Genomic DNA, 18,997 nt, shown 5'->3' with positions numbered 1-18,997 from the left:
CGCAAACGCTTCGGCTAACCCTTTACTTGGTCAGGAGGGTGCACCAGGCCGGCGATCAGGCAGAGTCCGATGACAGATAAAGCGGCCACCACGCTGTACAGCAGCGTATCCGAACGATCGGCAAGCATGCCGAACAAGGGCGGGCCAAGTGCGACTCCGAAAAATCGCAGGCTGCTGTATAGCGAGGTAATCATCCCGCGATGTGACCGGTCTACAGCATTCGTAATGAGCGTATTGAGGCAGGGAAGCAGCAGTCCGGTGCCGATGCTGCTGAGCAGTGCGAACCCGATGAGGGCATACAGATTGCGGTGCATGAAAGCAGCAGCAGCCAAGGAGCAAGCCATCAAGGCAAGTCCGAGGATCATGAGCCGTCTCATCAGACGGCCGTTGCTTTTGATTCGATGTCCGGTCCAGTATGCTGTTATGACAAGTCCGAGAAGCGGGATCGCCAGCACACCGCCTTTGGCAACTCCATCGATATGATGCGGAGGATTCTCCAGCACATCGGACAATCGGAACAATACCCCGAACAAGATAAACAAGCCTAAGGAGCCGGAGGCGAAGGCGGCCAGCAGAAATCGGCCCTTCTCACGGAACAGAGCTGCAATATCCTTGAGATATTGCCCCACGGACGGTTTGTCCTTATCATTGGGCGGTTCTTGAATGAGCAGCAGCATGGCGAAGAAGGCGGCCGCGCAGAACAATGGGAACGCGAACAGGGGGGCAAACCATGCAAGCAGCGCCAGTACGGAGCCGAGTATGGGACTGATCACTTTGCCAGCGCCATTGGAGGCTTCGATCAGGCCGAGTGCTTCGCTTTCCTCGCCGTCCCGATACATGTCGCCAACGAGCGCCATAGCGATGGGAGCTGTTCCGGCAGCACCGATGCCTTGTATGGCGCGTGAGAGGATGAGCAGCGTGTAGGAGCCCGAGACGGCTGCGATTCCGGCTGCGATTCCGGCGATGCCATACAACGCCAGCGACGGGAGAATAATGGCCTTTCGCGAGAAGCGGTCTGACAGGTAGCCGGCGAAAGGAATGACAATTCCGGCTGCTACAGAGAACAGAGTGATGACCATGCTGGCTTGCAAAGTAGTTACGCCGAGCTTGCGCTCCATGTCCGGCAGTATAGGGACTAGCATGGAGTTGCCGAGAACGAGTACAAGCGGTACGGATGACAACGCAATATATTCGCGCAGCTTGGAGCCGCCTTTGTTGGAATTGGATACTTGCTGTGCCCGGTGCTTGCTGCTCTGGCTGCCCGTCCAGCTGTTTTTGACTTTTGTGCTCATATGTTATGCGCTCCCATGGATATACATTATGGGGGTAATATGTCCATCAACTTGAGCTTCCATTCCTCGTCATGGTAACATAATGGAGGACAGAGAATTGAATTAGCGGAAGGAAAGAAGGATTAGTATGAAACGGACGATTGTGCTGCTTTTTATAGTAGTCGTATTGACGGGCGCTGCGATATATCAGAATAATGACAAGAAGGAAGCGGCAATGGCGGCCTCATCGGAGATGAAGCCCAAGCCAGGCTTCACCGCTCCTGCCCTTGAGCTGCCTGATCTGGACGATAAGCCGTTAGCGGTAGGCGGGAAGAAGGATAAGCTGCTGCTGCTCAACTTCTGGGCGTCTTGGTGCGGCCCCTGCGAGCTTGAAGCGCCTGATTTGCAAGCCCTCTTCAAGAAGTACGGCGACAAGGTGGAGCTGTACGGGGTGAATGGGACTACCTATGACAAGGAGCGGCAGGCCAGGGAATTTGTGAAGGAGTTCAAGCTGACGTTCCCGATCTTGATGGATCGTGAAGGTGAAGCGACAGACCTGTATAAGGTAACGACCTTTCCAACAAGCTTTATTATCGACAGCAATGGTATCGTCAGGGAACGGATTCCGGGTGTTATCTCCATGAACGAATGGGAAGATTTGCTGGAGAAGTGGATTAAGGTGGAAGAGGAAAAGAAAGAGAAGGCTGCCGGGTAATGTACGACTGCAGCAGCCAGACATGAATAAAGCCAAGACATGGGCGCGCTGCGCTGCTGTCTTGGCTTTATTCATTCCCTGCTGATTAGTGATTCACGAGGCCAAGCTGTGCTCTCGGCTCTGCATGAATACTGTCTACCTTGGACATCGTGAGCAGTGCATAGCGGAAGCTGTCCACTAGAGCTTCCCAGCTCGCTTCGATAACGTTGCTTGATACGCCAACCGTATTCCAAGTGTTCTTGAAATCGGTGGATTCCATTAATACGCGCACCTTCGCGGCTGTAGCATCCTTCTCATCAATAACCCGCACTTTATAGTCGGCAAGATGGATGTTGTTGATGCTGGGATAGAATTGTACAAGCGCCTTGCGAAGCGCGTTGTCCAGCGCGTTGACGGGTCCGTTTCCTTCCGCTGCGGTGTACACGGTCTGCTCGTCAACCGTTACCTTGACGATCGCCTCCGCATTCATGGTGCCGCTTGTTTTCTCCACGAGCATCTTGAAGGATTCCAGCTGGAACATCTCTTTCATCTCTCCGAAAGCATCGCGAAGGAGCAGCTCCAGTGAGGCGTCAGCACCTTCGAATTGATAGCCCTGATGTTCAAGATCTTTGATCCGCTCCATAATTTGCTTGGTCTTATCGTTGTTGGAGTTGACATCAAGCCCAAGCTCCTGAGCCTTGGAAATAATGTTGCTCTGGCCTGCAAGCTCGGACACCAGGATGCGCTGCTTGTTGCCGACAAGACCAGGAGTGATATGCTCATAGGTTTTGGAGTCTTTCATAATCGCGGATACATGGATGCCGCCCTTGTGGGCAAATGCCGCGTTGCCTACGTAAGGCTGTCCGACAGGCATATGCACGTTGGCGATCTCGCTAACGTATCTGGCAGCAGTTGTAAGCGATTGAAGCTGGTCGTCGCTAATGCAAGGATAGTTCAGTTTAAGCTGAAGGTTCGGAATAATGGAGCAAAGATTGGCGTTGCCGCAGCGCTCGCCGTATCCGTTGATCGTACCCTGTACCTGTCTGGCGCCTGCTTGTACAGCAGCCAATGTGTTAGCCACTGCAAGCTCGCAGTCATTATGGGTATGAATCCCGATCGGAGCGGACAGCTCTGAGCGCACGCGTGAGACGATCTCGTGGATCTCCGAAGGCAATGTCCCTCCGTTCGTGTCGCATAGAACAATCCAATCCGCGCCAGCATCCTGTGCTTTGCGAAGCACGGACAAGGCGTATTCCGCATTATGCTTGTACCCGTCGAAGAAATGCTCGGAATCAAAGATCGCCTCGACACCGTTTCTCTTCAGAAAAGCAAAGGAATCATAAATCATGGACAGATTCTCTTCCAATGTCGTTTGCAGTGCGGTGTGCACGTGAAAATCCCATGATTTGCCTACCAGTGTAGCGGCAGGAACGCCGGATTCAACGATGCGCAGCAGGCTGCTGTCATGCTCAGCCAGACTGTTCTTGCGTCTTGTGCTGCCGAAAGCGGTAATTTTTGCACGGAGCTTCAATGCTTTGGCCCGCTCGAAAAATTCAATGTCCTTGCTGTTGCTGCCGGGGTTGCCACCTTCAATATAATGTACGCCTAGCTGATCAAGCTTCTGGGCGATCTTGAGTTTATCATCGGCTGAAAGGCTGATCCCTTCTCCTTGTGTACCGTCCCGCAGCGTCGTGTCGAAAATTGAGATTACGTTTGTCATAACCTGGACGCTCCTCCTTCGTGATTCCTTTGCAAAGTCAATCTTATTAATTATAGCATTACTTATGCGGGGAGAGAAGAAAAAAGACTGTATTTTCATATATAACAGCAAGGGGTAAAGTTGACGCCGGACATAGGCGATTGTATGCTGATATTAGCCGATGGGGATACATTAAATTCGGGAAGCTTGGGGAGGATGTATCATGATGATTGCCGCACCGTCATACAGGGGCCATTCAGCGCATATTGATTCCTCAGCCGGGTTGCGGCTATGAAGGCGGATGAGCTCAGTAAAGCAGGCAAAGGCCGGATTATTATTCATTTGGACATGAATGCGTTCTATTGCTCAGTTCACGAAGCTGAGGAGCCGCATATATATAAAGGGAAGCCGACAGCTGTCGCAGGAAGTGTGGAGCTTCGCAAAGGGATCATCGTAACGTCATCCTACACGGCTCGCATGAAGGGTGTCAAAACAGGGATGACGGTTCGCCAAGGCTTGAATTTATGTCCTGATCTGATGCTTATAACCCCTGATTTTGATCTGTATCGTAAATATTCACGCGGCTTTATGTCGGTAGCAAGGCAGTATACCCCGCTTGTTGAGGCGACCTCGATTGATGAATGCTATCTCGATATTACCGGTTCAACCCTGTTCGGTGAGCCGCTTGAGATCGCCAGAACCATTCAGAGCCGTATTCAAAGCGAGTGGAATTTGCCAAGCTCTATTGGTGTGGCGCCCAATAAGCTATTGGCGAAGATGGCCTCGGATATGCAGAAGCCTAACGGGTTCACCGTGCTTCGCATTCGAGATGTGCCGAAGCTGCTCTGGCATAAGCCATGCCAGTCGCTGTTTGGTATCGGGCGCAAAACAGCGGAGAAGCTGAAACGGCTTAACATTATGACGATCGGCCAGCTTGCAGCGGCAGAAGAGTCGCTGCTTGTGAAGCAGTTCGGAGTTGTGGGATCGTGGATGAAGGCTGCCGCTCACGGTTTTGATTATTCTCCGGTTAACCCGTCGCGGGAACAGAATAAGTCGATTGGACATACGACGACTCTTCCGCAGGATGTGACCGGGCGTGATGAGGCGCACCGTGTACTGCTGAATTTGGCAGATCAGACGGGCAGAAGATTGCGGCGGCAAAAGCTGCTTGCATCGACTGTGCAAATTGTGGTGCGCAAGCCGGATATGTCCACTGTCAACCGATCCTTCACACTGGCGGTTCCTACTGATACGACAGCAGACATTCACCGTGAGGCCTGCAAGCTCTTCGACAAGCATTGGCGTGAAGGCGACCCCGTCCGATTGCTGGGTGTAACGCTGCAAAACCTGTCCCGGCGAGAGGATACGGCTGTACAGCTTGATTTGTTCGATTACAAGGAGCAGCCGAAGCGGGAAGCATTGACGAAGGCAATGGATATGCTGAGGGACAAATTCGGGGAAGATGCCGTATTAACGGCAGGGATGCTGGGGGATGATCCCTCGGCACTTATTCGGAACAAGAGAATTCGCGGTACATCCTTGCAAACGGACGAGCATTTGTTATATAGTGATGAATGAAGGCTAGTCTTTGTTATTATGATGAGAGGCAAGCTGACACGCTTGCGAATTAATAGGAGGGAATACGATGGCGAAGTTTACTTGGGTTGAAAAAGATACCTGTATTGCATGCGGAGCTTGCGGTGCGACTGCACCAGATATTTACGATTACGATGATGAAGGTCTTGCTGAAGTAATCTACGCTAATGACGGCAACAAAGGAAATACGGAAATTCCGGAAGATTTGTACGATGATCTGCAGGATGCTGCTGACGGCTGCCCTACAGATTCCATCAAGATCGCAGATGCGGCTTTCAACAACTAATAGATTATGAATGCCAGTGGCATATAATAGAAGAAACCCATCCCTCGTATGGAACGAGAGATGGGTTTTTTCTGTTCTTACAGCGCTGTTTGCGCGCGGTTGGCCCTGCATGTAGCAGGTGTGCAGCCCATCGCACTGGAAACGACATTTTTCACTGTATTCGACATGTTTCTGTTGCCATAGTCTTGAAATTTGAACTAGAATAGAGGGAGATAAATAGGCTTATTCTAGCAATTGCAATTTGGAATAGGGGGACTTTATGCTTAAACGCAAATGGCTGATAGCATCAACCGCCTGTTTATTCATCTGTTTCTTCTGGTCGTTCCTGTACAGTCTTGGATCAGGAGGTTCATTGAATCAGTTGGAATCCGCTTTTCAGGATAGAGTCATGGTGCAGTCCGATGCGGAACGGGCGCCGGATACTGATATTAAAATTATTAAGATCGATCAGCAATCAATAGAAGCGTTAGGCCAATTTCCATGGGATCGCGGGCTGTACGCGGAGCTCATTACGAAGCTCGCCGAGGCAGGGGCCAAAGCGATTGCGCTTGATGTCGTGCTTGCGGAGCCGGGTAATGATCCCGTCAGCGATGGGATGATGGCGGAAGTGATGAAGAAGTATTCCAACGTTATTCTTCCTGTTGTATTTAATTTCAAAGCCAGGCAGGATGGGGTCGGGGAGATGGAGACGGAATCCATCCTCTATCCGGCAGACACGATCGGCGCTGGGCCAGATCAGGTCGGGCACATCAATGTTATGCAGGACCGCGACGGGACGGTTCGGATGCTGACGGTTGGCCTGGAGGCGGAGGACGGGAAGGCAATTCCGGCTTTCAGCGTGAAGCTGGCGAACTATCTGCTTGATGCGCAGCATCAGGTCTATTGGAATGAGCAGGAGGATGCCTGGTATCGTGGCATGGAGCGAATTCCGGTCAACAGCCGCAATCAGATCGCAACCGAATTCTACACGAAGCCCAGAGAAGAGATCAGCCTGGAAACCGGCTATGATTCACAGTCATTCGTTGATGTGCTTACAGGAGAAATCGACGCCGGATTCTATGAGAATAACGTGGTGCTGATCGGCCCTTATGCTTCGGGTCTGCAGGATGAATATATTACACCTCTAAGTTCGACGCTCAAGATGTTCGGAGTCGAAATTCATGCCAATATGGTGCAGTCGCTAGTCGCTGGCAAGTTCTTCACAAAGGCGCAGGCCCCAGTAAACTACGCTGTTATTATTGGACTGACACTGCTGTCGTTTCTTCTCTTCGAGCGCTTCATGGGGACGAGAGCATTTATCGTATATGGCTTGCTGGCTGTCTTGTTTCTGGGCGGCTGGGTAATGAGCTCATATTTTTTGAACTATTTCATTACCGTTACATATCCGTTTCTGGCGATGACGTCTATGTTTATCTTTACAGTCGTCATGCATTATGTGAGCGAACGGCGGGAACGGAGCAGAGTTACGAATATATTCGGCCGTTTCGTACCGCGCACAGTTGTTGATGAAATGCTTTCCTCCGGTGAAGAGGTAAAGGTTGGCGGACAGCGCCGGGATATCAGTGTGGTGTTCGTCGATATTCGCGGCTTTACTCCGATGTCGGAGAAGCTGGAGCCGGAGCAGGTCATTCAAGTGCTGAATGAGTATCTGGACATTTGTACAAAGGCTGTATTCAAATGCAGCGGCACGCTGGACAAATTCATTGGAGATGGCGTGATGGCGATTTTCGGTGCTCCGATCTCGCAGCCGAATCATCCGGAAATGGCGGTACGCGCTGCACTGGAGATGAAGCGGCAATCCGCTGAGCTGGAAGAGCGGTGTCTGCGTGAAATCGGCGTTCCGGTGCGATTCGGTGTCGGAATTAACAGCGGTCCTGCTGTAGTCGGCAATATCGGCTCGGAGATGCTGCGTCTCGACTACACGGCTATCGGAGACACGGTTAATCTTGCGGCCCGTCTGGAGGCCAATGCCAAGCCAGGCCAAATTCTGATCAGTGAGGAGACACTGGCTCGTGTGCAAGGACTTTTCAAGACGGAGTCGATTGGCGAGATTAAAGTCAAAGGGAAAGAGAAGCCGGTTCTCGTAACAGAGGTATTGGGAGATGCAGAGGCGTAAAGCGCTGCTGCCTATATTGAGGGGAGAGGAAGAAGAATGAGATCATTGAAGCGGATCGTAATGATGGCACTATGCCTGACACTGATTGCAGGACCTGCGGCATTATTGACAGGGGCTGGACATGCTTCGGCCCAAGTGATGAGGGTAGCCATCGTCAAATCATTGAATGGCACTGTTAATGTAATGAAATCAGGCGGTTCCAAAGCTTTCAAAGCATTCAAAAATATGAGCTTGAATGAAGGTGACCAGATCTCCACTGGCAAGGACAGCTCTGTCGAGCTTGAACTGGTAAGCGCGGATGCGGATAAAGATAATGTAACGATTGGCGCTAACTCGCAGGTGACATTCACGAAGCTCAAGGATAACAGCGGCGCCAAAACGAAAATGAGCGTATGGGCGGGTTCCCTGTGGCTGAAGGTCAAATCTGTATCCAATGCGAATGACCAGTTTGAGGTGGAGACGCCAACATCGATAATGGGTGTCAGAGGGACACAGCTGGGCGTAATAGTAGATCCGCTGAGTGGCCTTATCAAAACATTGGTTGCTTCAGGTGTCGTAAAATCGACTACTCGTGATGATCGTTACAACGAGAATATGCAGCAGCAGATTAGCAATCAACTATTCATCTACCCTACTCAACAAATTCTAGAGGCCGGAGGGAGCTCTAATGAAGGCATCGGAACATCGATTTCGATCGTTGATTTAGAGGCTTTCGTTGCAAATGTCGGTCCGGAAATTATTAAAAAAATAATTCAGGATGCCAGCAATATTAGAGCAGAGCAGGAGAAGTATTTGCAAAGCTTTAATAATGGCCTTGGCGGCAAAGGGCCGAAAGATATGACGCCTGAAGCGATGGCGGCGCTTGCGTTGAACTCCACAAGCGATCTGGAGCGGATTGCTGCGAACATGAACAACCTCATTTCTTTAATTGTGAAAGAGGCGATCAAACAGAATAAAGCAAGCGAAGAGGAGATTAGAAAATTAATTGATCAGGTCAACGCTAATGCCGGGAAAAAAGTAGTTGATATTGACAAGGTTTCCCCGTTGTCTTTGACTGAGAAGGAGAAGGAGCAGCAGAAAAAGGCGAAGGAACTGCTGGAGCTGCAAAAAAAGAAAGCGCAGGAAGAACTGGACAAGGAAAAAAGCAAGAAGGATAAGCTCACCCAGCTCTTGAAGGAAAAGCTGGAGGAAGCGGAAAAAAATAAAGAAAAAAATAAAAAGGCTGCTGAGGAGTTAAAAGAAAAAGCGGCTAAACAGCTCTTCGATCAGTTGAATGAAGAAGCGAAAAAGAAGTTCAATGAGAATCGTACGGACAATGGGCTGTCTCCATTTACGGGGGCTCCAGTCTTGAACGGCGGCGGATCTAACGGAGGAACTAACGGCGGATCGAATGGCGGCGGATCAAATGGTGGGGGATCAAATGGCGGCTCAAATGGCGGATCGAACGGTGGCTCGAACGGGGGGAATAATGGAGGAGGCTCCACAGACACCAATCCCGCCTCAAGCTTGAAATTCAGCAATCCGGATTATGCTGGCGGCAATGCGACTGTAACCGGAATCTCGCTGCCCTTTGATATTGAAGTTGTGCTTGGCGGCTTCTCTGGCAGCAGCAAGCGCATTTATGGCTATCAGATCGAAGTTGAATATGACCAGACCTATGCGGCATTGGATCAAAATGCTTTCAACAATCCACTGACAGCGCTGAATTATCGCAGTGGCGGGGGAATCTTCAAGGTTGAGCCGGAGGGCACTTCTGTAAACGGAGCTGACAGTGTGGATGATGTGCGGGTTGCCCAGGCTAATGGTAAAAGCTCGCTTATTTATACGGTGACGAAGTTTAAGGGCAGCGCGGAAGAGATCAGCGGCAATAAGACAGCGGTCAAGCTGCCATTCGTCCTTCATCGGCCGCAAGCTGCTCCTGGGCAATCGCCGGTACCGGTAACCTTCCGGATTAAGAAGATTGTAGCTGTAGATGAGCAAGGAAATTCAATTGCAGTCACTTCAGGCCCTAATTTAACGCTCCAGGTTAAATATGTGGAACTTCCAGTATAAGGAGCAGTGAATGATAATGAAAAAAGCAGGGTTACTTTCGTTGACGCTGGCAGCTGCAGTGTCTTTCACCACTGTAGGGGGGGCAGGAGCGGCTCAAGCTGAGGGCTCCCTGGATGCTCTATTGAAAAACAAGGCTCTCAACGAGGTTCATACATTTGCCGGTTCTGGCGATTACAAGCTTATGAACGGGGCGAGCCTGGACTCGGCTTTTCGTGAACCGCGCTCTGTTCTGTATGACGCTCAGAAGAAATCGCTGCTAATTGCAGATGCTGGCAATCAGCTGCTGCGTACTGTGGATAAGGGTACGGTTAATACTGCAGCAGGCGCTGAGCTTGGAACTGATGAGTACCGGCTGCCTGTTGGCGCATTGGCTGATGGTGCAAGCGCGCAGTCAGCTTTTCATACTCCTTCAGGGCTTGCGCGTTCGCAGGATGGTACGGTATATGTCGCGGATGCGGATAATCATGCGATCCGCGTCATTGGGCCCAGTGGCACGGTGAAGACGATTGCCGGCAATGGCGTGGTCGGCCATACTGACGGTTCGGCTGGGGAAGCGACGTTCCATTATCCGCTTGATGTGGCAGTGAATAAGGACGGCGTTGTATATGTCGCGGATACGTTGAATCATGTTATTAGACAAATTAAAGACGGTAAAGTAACGACACTTAATGCAGCCTCACAGCGTGTAGTGGAATATGCGCCTGGCGGCGTTGATACGGCAGGCGATTTCGCTGACGGCCCGCTTGGCAGTGCGAAGTTCAATGAACCGAGCGGCTTGGCGCTTGATGCCAAGGGAAATCTCTATGTGAGCGATACAGGCAACCAGCGTATTCGGTACATTGATTTCGCCTCGGGCACAGTATCTACCGTTGCCGGCGGAGAATCCGGCAAGGCGTCCTACGGCGCTGGGGCGCTTTATATGGAAGGCGGATTTGCGGATGGCTCCGCAGCAGGAGCGAAGTTTCATGCGCCGCGCGGAATTGCGGCAACGCCGGATGGCGGCTTGCTCATCGCGGATTCGCTTAATCATGCCATCCGTTATTTGAAGGACAGCAAAGTTACGACAGTAGCGGGAATCGCAGGTGAGGCGGGAAGAGCGGACGGCTTAGCTTCCACATCAGAATTCAATCGTCCTGTCGATGTGGAGTGGATGGGCAACGGCTCCTTCTCGGTTGCGGATTCCGGTAATAATACGATACGAGTTGTTGAGCCATACCGTGTCCCGCAAGGCATCAAGGCTGCGAAGAACATTCATTTGCTATACGGGAATTCCGTTATCGTCTCTGATGCACCGCCACTGACGCTTAATAATTCGACGTTTGTTCCGGTACGCGTACTTACAGAGAAACTTGGTTTCAAGGTGGGCTACAGCAGCGGGAAGACCACATTAACACGGGGCACGGTGTCCTATGTGGTGCAAGCGGGCTCGATGAATGTTGTGAAGTCGGTGGAAGGACAAGCTGCCCAGACGATCAAGCTGGCTGCTTCTCCGGTTAACAAAGGGAACAGGCTTTACCTTCCGGTTCGTTTCTTCGCTGAAGAAATCGGGCTTGATGTGCAATGGTTATCCGATGTTCGGGCTGTTCTAATTCGCGACAAATAGGCCATTCATAAAAATTCTTTCCTTAAATTGCCGTCCGATGCGAAATCGGGCGGCTTTTTTGCCGATATAAAGAGTAAGAAGGAAGCCAGGGAGGGATAAGGATGGAGCACGAAGACATATCTTATCTGAAGCGCTATGTGCAGAATCATCCTGATAACCGGATGGCGTGGTACTTGCTCGGGAAGCAGTATATGCTTGAGGATAAGGAAGCGAAGGCGAATTACTGTTTTTTGCAGGCAGGCAGCATTTATGAGGCTTATGAAAGAAAACAGCATCCGTTAGCCAAGGCGCCCAAATTAATGATCGCGGATTGGAACCGCAAGCGCCGCATAAACAAGCTTCTGAGGCGATCAGCTGTCATTGCCCTGCTGCTGCTTGGCATTACAATTATTAACCCCTTCTCCAGCGGAAACAAGGAGCAGGAAGAGGCTCTGACTGCCGCTGTCATGGAGGCATCCGACCGGATGGCGGTTGTATTTGTTAAGCCTGCGACGGAGGAAGGGCTCGGCAGAGCGCTTGGCGCTCTAATAGAAGACGGGGCACAATCCCCGGCATATGGAATTGCCGCCATGCTGGAGCAGGAGGGAAACTGGCGCAAGTGGACAGGGGCAACACGTTTGCTGCTATCGACGCAGCGACAGGGCTCGGGCGAAGCATTCGAGGTGGGAATGCTGGATGCGCTTGCGTGCGACTGCCAGCCTGCGGATGCGACGGAAGCCTATAGTAAGTTTCAGGAGTGGAGCGCGGTACAGGAGCAGCGTTGGACGCTTAGAAGCGCCATCATCCATTATCGGGAGCTGTTTAAGCGCTGGCCCGAGGAGCTGAATGATATGGTGCGTCCTTATCCCAATAACGTGCTGGCCGGTGAAACCGACTATATGAAGCAGGCATTCGCCGGAATTTTAGAAGAGATCAGGCGTTCCGGTGCTGGCGGCAAGTCGTCCCAGGGGGACGGTAAGACAGGAGCGGGCCGGGATCGAGCGGGACAAGGCGGAGAAGCGCTGCCCGATCAACCGTTATCGGTCGTTGTGGATACGTCTAACTACCGGCTTGCAGTAATCAGTGGAGATGTGATCGTCCGCAGCTATCCCATTGGATTAGGCGGGGAGAAAACGCCGAGCGGCAGCTTCTATATCAGTGAGAAGGTGAAGAATCCGAACGGCAAGGATGACGGTGAATTTGGCAGCAGGGGGATGACGTTATCAGGGACGCGTTATGCCATTCACGGGACGAATGAGCCGGACAGCATCGGCAAGGACGAGTCGCTTGGCTGTGTCAGAATGCTGCGGGAGGATGTCGAGGAGCTGTATGATTTGGTGCCGCTCGGAACGAAGGTGACAATTAAAAACGGGGTCCTTCCCGAATCCGGAACATCGCATGCACAACGATTTCAGTTGCAGCCGATGCAGGATGAGACGAACCCCGCTGTTATATACCGTTGGTTGTAGCAAATGTGTCGATTATTTGTCCAAGATGAGAAGTAGAGCCATTCCGATAATAATGACAAGGAGTATGGAGCCGATCCATACAAGTGCTTTCTTGTTTACTTCTTCTTTGGGTTTGTTGTTTTTCATAATGGGCGGCTTTTTCTTTGCTTGACTCATAGGGACCAACCTTTCTCTTACGCTTTATAGTCACGTAAATATATTGTAACCGTTTCCGTGAAAGGCTGCAATGAAATTCCTGAATAGGAACCTTTGTCTGCTGTGCTGCCGCAGCAAGGGCTCTTTCTTTTTGTCGTCGAAGGAGTTAAACTGTTCCATAGAGTTTACATCATGATCGGAGTGATTCCAGTTGCTATATTCCAAAATAGGCAAGCCGCTTTTTTTTCGTATGGACCCTGAGAAGGCCCATCATCTCGTTATTGACGGGCTCAGCACCGCAGGAAAGATTCCCGGTATTCCATCCCTGACACGGGGGATGTATGGTGTCGCTGAGTGCAAGGAGCTTGCGGTTGATTTGTTCGGATTGCATTTTCCTAACCCGATCGGTCTTGCGGCTGGTCTGGACAAAAATGCGAAAGCGGTGGATATGTTCGCTAATATCGGATTAGGCTTTGCCGAGGTTGGTACGGTAACGCCTAAGGGACAAGCCGGCAATGAGCTGCCGCGGTTGTTCCGGCTGCCGCCTGATGAGGCGCTCATCAACCGGATGGGCTTTAATAATGAAGGCGCGGATGCGATGGTTGAACGTCTTGCCGCCGGCAAGAAACGGAGCATCCCTGTAGCGGTTAATATCGGGAAGAACAAGGTAACGCCTAATGAGCTGGCACATGAGGATTACCGGGCATGTCTCCAGAAGCTGTATAAATACGGCGATTTCTTCGTCGTGAATATAAGCTCTCCCAATACGCCAGATCTGAGGGCGCTGCAGCATGGTGACGAGCTGCGTCTTCTGCTCCGTACTGTGATGGAAGAAATGAATGCTCAGAGCGGCATCCATGGCGGGGCGCGCAAGCCTGTGCTTGTGAAGATAGCGCCTGATATGACGGATGAACAATTGGGATATACAGTAGATACTATCGCGCAGAGCGGTGTCTCCGGCATCATTGCGACGAATACGACGCTTAGCAGAGAAGGGCTGACGCACAGCAGCGCGGGTGAGATGGGCGGCCTAAGCGGGAAGCCGCTCAAGGAGCGGACGACTGAGGTTATACGGGCTGTATATAGACAAACGGGCGGCAAGCTGCCTATTATTGGCTCGGGCGGAATTTTCTCTGCGGACGATGCATACGATAAAATTCGCGCGGGAGCAAGCCTGGTTGAGATTTATACGGCGCTTATTTACAAGGGGCCGGAACTGCTTAGGGAAATGGCCCAGGGCCTGAAGGAAAGATTGAGAAGAGACGGATTGCGCCATATAACAGAAGCTATTGGAGCAGATCATCGGAAATAGACAGGAGGTGGCTGGATGGACGGTAGAGACTGGAGCCTGTTTCTGCAGCCATATGAGCAAGCGGTAGAAGAATTAAAAGTGAAGTTCAAGACGCTGCGGTCAGAGTTGAAGTCGAGGGAATCCTATACACCAATCGAATTTGTAACAGGAAGAGTGAAACGGACTTCCAGCATTCTGGAAAAGGCAAAGCGGCTGCAGGTGCCGATGGATCAGATCGAGACCGGTATTGAGGACATCGCAGGCATCCGCATTATGTGCCAGTTCGTTGAAGATATTCATCGGGTCGCCGAGATGATCCGAATCCGGAAAGATCTGTCGCTTGTGTATGAGAAGGATTATATCACCAATTACAAGGACAGCGGGTATCGCAGCTTTCATATGATTGTCGAATATCCAGTACAGACCTCGCTGGGGCTCAAAAATGTGCTGGCAGAGGTTCAAGTGCGCACGCTGGCGATGAATTTCTGGGCTACGATTGAGCATTCCCTTAATTATAAGTATCAGGAAAGCTTGCCTGACGATGTAAGGGAGCGGCTTAGAAAAGCGGCTGAGGCTGCTTTCCTGCTCGATACGGAGATGTCGAGCATCCGCAATGAAATTCTCGATGCCCAGCGCGGCTTCGAGGTGAAATCGAATATTGTCTCCAGTGTGCTGAGCGATATACAGAAGCTATACTTTTTCCATCGTGTCAGAGAGGCCGTCCATTTCCAGCTACGGTTCAACGAGCTTTGGGAGAAGGAAGATACGGGCGGAATCCGCTTGCTGTCCGATGACATTCAGCAGGCATTGTCCAGAGCGAAGAAGGGCGGTGCTCCTAAATGACCGCCGAGACGTCTTATGACGACCGGTTCGTGCATTTCGTCGTCCTCTTCAATGTAGATGAGGATTATTATGAATGCCACGAGGTCATGGAGGAGCTATGGCTGGAGGAAGGCCGCAACCTTCTGTATCAAGGGCTGCTGCAAGCTGCGGTCGGACTTCATCATTGGCGCAATGATAATTATTCCGGAGCTGTGAAGCTGTTCTCGCAAGCTGAGAATAAGCTGGCCCACTATCCGGAGAGGGCCATGGGCCTTGATTTGGCGAACCTGCGCACTCATACGGCGGGGGCGCTTGTGCTCCTGCGCGAATGGGTGGAGCGGGATGGAATCCATGAAGGCGGGACCGGAATCCATGAAGATGAGGCCGGAGTCCATGAAAGCGGGGCCAAGGCCAGCACCGATAAGGCACCGGAGCAAGTGCCGCCGCCCTTTCAGCCGTTTCCCCTCGCGGTAGTGGACGAGAAGCTTGAACGGCTCGTTCAGGAGATGGCGCTCATACCATTCGATCAACGTCTTCACGGAGAGGATTAGAGATGATTCATGTAGAAGGGCTTTCCAAGATCTATCGTGTGCATGTTCGTCAACCGGGCTTCGCGGCTTCGATGCGCAGTCTGTTCCATCGCGAGTATCGTGAGGTTCGCGCCGTTGACGGGATCAATTTTCACATCCCGGAAGGACAGATCGTCGGTTTTCTTGGTCCGAACGGCGCTGGCAAGACGACAACAATGAAGCTGCTTACCGGATTGCTGCACCCCTCATCGGGGCGCATCGAGGTAGGCGGCTTCGTTCCGTTTCGCCAGCAGAATGCATTCAAGAAGCGAGTCAGCCTTGTGATGGGGCAGAAGAGTCAACTGATATGGGATATTCCAGCCTCGGAGACATTCCTTATTCACAAAGAGATTTATGAAATTCCGGAGCAGGCGTTCAAGGAACGTCTCGATTATTTTACGGAGATGCTGGAGCTGGCTCACATTATGGATAAGCCGGTGCGGCAGCTGTCGCTCGGTGAACGGATGAAATGCGAGCTTGTCGCTGCGCTGCTGCACAGACCGGATATTGTGTTCCTGGACGAGCCTACGATTGGCCTTGATGTGAATATGCAGGAAGCGATGCGGCGGTTCATACAGTCCTATAATCGCGATTATAAGGCGACCATTCTGTTAACAAGCCATTATATGGCGGATGTCTCGGCGCTCTGTGAGCGTGTGCTTGTTATTAATGACGGCAAGCTGATCTACGATGGCGCAATCAGCAAGATGATTGACCGCTTCTCGCCTATGAAGCGCATAACGCTGGTGCTTGGCGCTCAAGCTGATATCCCCGCTGTAGAAGCCGCTGTTGCCGAGGGGGGAGGACGCATCGTCGTTTATGACTATCCGCAGCTTGAGGTGGAAGTGCACCGTGAGGATGTGACGAGCCTGTCCGCGAAGCTGCTTACCAAGCTTCCGGTAAGCGATCTGACGATAGAAGATCCGTCCCTGGAATCGGTCATCGGCCTGGCTTATGCCGAGGCAGGGTCGCAGGAGGCAAAAGGATGAGCGGGGCTGCTGCTTTCTGGCGGAAGTATGGGGTGCTGTTCAAGACAGATTGGGCGATTATGATGATTTACCGCAGCGAGACGTTGATATGGATGGTTGGGGCGTTCATACAGCCGCTTGTGAGTCTGGCGGTATGGGTCTCGCTCAGCGGATCGGGTTCTATTGCCGGATATACGGCTTCGGACTATGTGCTCTACTTTACGGGGGTGCTGGTCGTTGACCGTCTGACACGCGCATGGGATGTTTATGAGCTTGACCGCGATATACGGGAAGGAACATTCTCTGCTAAATTGTTGCGGCCCTTCCACCCTATCCATTGGAGCATAAACGGGAATATCGTCTATAAAGCTTTCTTTGCCATTCTTATGCTCCCTGCCTGGCTGCTGCTTGCGGTGTTCTTCCCGGCAATGCGGCTATCTGTGGATGCGGGCACACTCGGGCTGGTCATTATCGCGGTTCTGCTGTCTTCCGCGATGCGGTTCGTCATTGGCTATCAGTTTGGTCTGCTGGCATTCTGGAGCAATCGGGCGACAGCGATGTATGCTCTGTATGAGGCGATACATATGTTTTTGTCCGGACGTATTGCCCCGTTGTCGATGTTTCCGGACTGGGTTGCGGCTGCTGCGCGGGTACTGCCATTCTATTCGACGGTTGCTTTTCCCGTCGATCTGTTGAGCGGACGGCTTGCGGATACGCCGGAAGCTGTATGGCAAGGATTCGCGCAGCAGATTGGCTGGCTGCTGCTGCTCGTATTGTCCTTGCGGTTAGTCTGGCGTGCAGGCTTGAAACGATACGGTGCGGCGGGAGGATGACAGATGATGCGGACTTATCGATTGCTGCGGACTTTTTTTCAAGCGTGTCTCGCCGAGGAATTTGAATATCGTGCTAATTTCGCTGCCAATATCGCAATGACGCTGTTCTCGCTGGGCATGTCAGTTCTGACGGTGCTGCTGTTCTTCTATCGCTCAGAATCGCTTGGCGGCTGGTCGTTCTATGAGGTGCTGGCGCTGCTCGGTATTTTCAATGCGCTGCACGGATTTATTGAGCTGTTCCTGCAGCCGAACATGTCGCGCCTTGTCTCGCATATCCGGCAGGGTACGCTGGATTTTGTGCTGCTGAAGCCAGTTGACAGCCAATTCTTCGTCAGCTTTCGGCATCTGGTGCTGTGGCGCGCTGCGGATATCGCTCTGGGGCTTGGGTTGACGGGATTTGCAGTGTGGCGGCTTGACGGGCCGCCATCCTGGTCGGAGCTGCTGCTGTTCCTGCTGCTGCTGGGGGCCGCATTGGCCATCATTTATTCGCTCTGGACGGGAATGATGGTCATGTCGTTCTGGGCGGTGAAGGTCGATAATTTATCCTTTCTGTTTCACTCTTTATTCGAAACATCCCGCTATCCTGTGTCGGTATACAAGGGAGCGCTTCGGCTAGTGCTGCTGTATGTGCTGCCAATCGGGCTCGTTACGACGGTTCCGGCAGAAGCCATTGTCGGGCGCCTGGATCTTGCAAATGCGCTGGGCGCAATCGTGCTTGCTGCCCTGTTTCTGCTGGGCGCCCGATGGCTGTGGAAGCAGGCGCTGCGTGCGTATACGAGCGCAAGCAGCTAAGGCAGGGGCGTGTCTTGCTGGCGCGCGATAGCGGGAATGGCCCAGCGGCGGGAACGCTGGGCGCGGTTTTAGGGCCAGGCGCGATAGCGGCAGGTTGGCTTCGCTGCTTGGCGGTGAATGAGGCTTGTGCGCTTGCAGCAGGTTGGTTTTGCTGCCTGGCGGTGAATGAGGCAGGCTTGCGCGCTTGAGGCAGGTTGGTTTCGCTGCCTGGCGGTGAATGAGGCTTGCGCGCTTGAGGCAGGTTGGTTTTGCTGCCTGGCGGTGAATGAGGCTTGCGCGCTTGAGGCAGGTTGGTTTTGCTGCCTGGCGGTGAATGAAGCTTGCGCGCTTGAGGCAGGTTGGTTTCGCTGCCTGGCGGTGAATGAGGCTTGCGCGCTTGAGGCAGGTTGGCTTCACTGCTGCCTGGCAATGAAGGAAGCCTGCAAAAGGGCATCAATTTCTATCTGGAGAAGCATTTGGAGGTAGAATACATGCGATTAAGCAGGAATATGGGGCGAAAATGACCGAAAAGGGGCAATTAAGGCGAAATCGATGCTCATTGGCAGGTATTTTGAATTTAACAGGTCGAAATGAGGTAGCGTCAAGAAGTTTGTGTAAGCTTGTAGATATATCCATCGGGTGTTGGTGGGGGTGGAGGAATCCGCCCCCGCCATAGTGGTTTAACTTTCGATCCGAGGATCCGACTGAACAGAATCCGAGGAATAGCGCTTTTCAAACATCTCATTAAGTTTTTGTTTGACAACGGGATCGCCAAAACCTGGGATGACACGGTTCTCAAAACGTTCGTTGTAGGCGATGGTGTCCAAGTATACAATTTTTTCT

At 52.0% G+C, this 18,997-nt stretch carries 17 protein-coding genes; 14 read left to right on the top strand and 3 right to left on the bottom strand.

Features of this window, described 5'->3' with window-relative positions:
• Positions 1–14: 14 nt before the first annotated feature.
• Positions 15–1,292: an MFS transporter gene (locus tag K0T92_RS23710; RefSeq protein WP_219875103.1), complete on the bottom strand. Its 1,278-nt coding sequence runs from the start codon at positions 1,290–1,292 to the stop codon at positions 15–17.
• 127 nt (positions 1,293–1,419) lie between these two features.
• On the opposite strand from K0T92_RS23710, the gene K0T92_RS23705 reads away from it, so the two are divergent.
• Positions 1,420–1,986, top strand: a complete 567-nt coding sequence (locus K0T92_RS23705) for a TlpA family protein disulfide reductase (RefSeq protein ID WP_219875102.1) — start codon at positions 1,420–1,422, stop codon at positions 1,984–1,986.
• An 85-nt stretch (positions 1,987–2,071) separates the two neighbouring features.
• Here K0T92_RS23705 and cimA read toward each other — a convergent pair whose 3' ends face one another.
• Complete coding sequence (gene cimA, locus K0T92_RS23700; RefSeq protein WP_219875101.1) at positions 2,072–3,685, bottom strand: citramalate synthase; 1,614 nt, start codon at positions 3,683–3,685, stop codon at positions 2,072–2,074.
• A 270-nt stretch (positions 3,686–3,955) separates the two neighbouring features.
• On the opposite strand from cimA, the gene K0T92_RS23695 reads away from it, so the two are divergent.
• The 6 genes from K0T92_RS23695 to K0T92_RS23670 all read left to right on the top strand — a co-directional run bounded on the left by K0T92_RS23695 (position 3,956) and on the right by K0T92_RS23670 (position 12,765).
• Positions 3,956–5,242, top strand: a complete 1,287-nt coding sequence (locus K0T92_RS23695) for a DNA polymerase IV (RefSeq protein WP_219875100.1) — start codon at positions 3,956–3,958, stop codon at positions 5,240–5,242.
• A gap of 67 nt (positions 5,243–5,309) precedes the next feature.
• Complete coding sequence (locus K0T92_RS23690) at positions 5,310–5,546, top strand: ferredoxin (protein ID WP_219875099.1); 237 nt, start codon at positions 5,310–5,312, stop codon at positions 5,544–5,546.
• Positions 5,547–5,805: 259 nt separating this feature from the next.
• A complete protein-coding gene (locus tag K0T92_RS23685) occupies positions 5,806–7,662 on the top strand; it encodes a CHASE2 domain-containing protein (protein ID WP_219875098.1) in 1,857 nt (618 codons plus the stop codon).
• A gap of 36 nt (positions 7,663–7,698) precedes the next feature.
• Positions 7,699–9,714, top strand: coding sequence for a FecR family protein (locus K0T92_RS23680; protein ID WP_219875097.1), 2,016 nt, complete (start codon positions 7,699–7,701; stop codon positions 9,712–9,714).
• A gap of 16 nt (positions 9,715–9,730) precedes the next feature.
• Positions 9,731–11,317, top strand: a complete 1,587-nt coding sequence (locus K0T92_RS23675) for a stalk domain-containing protein (RefSeq protein WP_219875096.1) — start codon at positions 9,731–9,733, stop codon at positions 11,315–11,317.
• A 101-nt stretch (positions 11,318–11,418) separates the two neighbouring features.
• The gene (locus K0T92_RS23670; RefSeq protein WP_219875095.1) at positions 11,419–12,765 is read left to right on the top strand and encodes a L,D-transpeptidase; all 1,347 of its coding nucleotides are present in this window, start codon (positions 11,419–11,421) and stop codon (positions 12,763–12,765) included.
• 12 nt (positions 12,766–12,777) lie between these two features.
• Here K0T92_RS23670 and K0T92_RS23665 read toward each other — a convergent pair whose 3' ends face one another.
• Positions 12,778–12,921, bottom strand: a complete 144-nt coding sequence (locus K0T92_RS23665; RefSeq protein ID WP_219875094.1) for a hypothetical protein — start codon at positions 12,919–12,921, stop codon at positions 12,778–12,780.
• A gap of 190 nt (positions 12,922–13,111) precedes the next feature.
• Here K0T92_RS23665 and K0T92_RS23660 point away from each other — a divergent pair, with 190 nt between their 5' ends.
• The 7 genes from K0T92_RS23660 to K0T92_RS23630 are packed head-to-tail and all read left to right on the top strand — an operon-like array spanning position 13,112 to position 18,363.
• Entirely contained in the window at positions 13,112–14,212 is a 1,101-nt protein-coding gene (locus K0T92_RS23660; protein WP_219875093.1) for a quinone-dependent dihydroorotate dehydrogenase, read from the top strand.
• A gap of 15 nt (positions 14,213–14,227) precedes the next feature.
• The gene (gene yjbM, locus K0T92_RS23655; protein ID WP_219875092.1) at positions 14,228–15,034 is read left to right on the top strand and encodes a GTP diphosphokinase; all 807 of its coding nucleotides are present in this window, start codon (positions 14,228–14,230) and stop codon (positions 15,032–15,034) included.
• Positions 15,031–15,564: a DUF309 domain-containing protein gene (locus K0T92_RS23650; RefSeq protein WP_219875091.1), complete on the top strand. Its 534-nt coding sequence runs from the start codon at positions 15,031–15,033 to the stop codon at positions 15,562–15,564. The genes yjbM and K0T92_RS23650 overlap by 4 nt, the downstream gene beginning before the upstream one ends.
• Before the next feature lie 2 nt (positions 15,565–15,566).
• Entirely contained in the window at positions 15,567–16,571 is a 1,005-nt protein-coding gene (locus K0T92_RS23645; protein WP_219875090.1) for an ABC transporter ATP-binding protein, read from the top strand.
• Positions 16,568–17,383 carry an ABC transporter permease gene (locus tag K0T92_RS23640; RefSeq protein ID WP_219875089.1) on the top strand — a complete coding sequence of 272 codons (816 nt, stop codon included), beginning with the start codon at positions 16,568–16,570 and terminating at the stop codon, positions 17,381–17,383. Before K0T92_RS23645 ends, K0T92_RS23640 begins: the two co-directional genes overlap by 4 nt.
• 3 nt (positions 17,384–17,386) lie before the next feature.
• Positions 17,387–18,175: an ABC transporter permease gene (locus tag K0T92_RS23635; RefSeq protein ID WP_246628390.1), complete on the top strand. Its 789-nt coding sequence runs from the start codon at positions 17,387–17,389 to the stop codon at positions 18,173–18,175.
• The gene (locus K0T92_RS23630) at positions 18,127–18,363 is read left to right on the top strand and encodes a hypothetical protein (protein WP_219875135.1); all 237 of its coding nucleotides are present in this window, start codon (positions 18,127–18,129) and stop codon (positions 18,361–18,363) included. Before K0T92_RS23635 ends, K0T92_RS23630 begins: the two co-directional genes overlap by 49 nt.
• Positions 18,364–18,997 lie beyond the last annotated feature (634 nt).

It is taken from the genome of Paenibacillus oenotherae (genome assembly GCF_019443105.1).
Lineage (GTDB): Bacteria > Bacillota > Bacilli > Paenibacillales > Paenibacillaceae > Paenibacillus_Z > Paenibacillus_Z oenotherae.
This window is presented reverse-complemented; position numbering and strand designations above follow the sequence as displayed.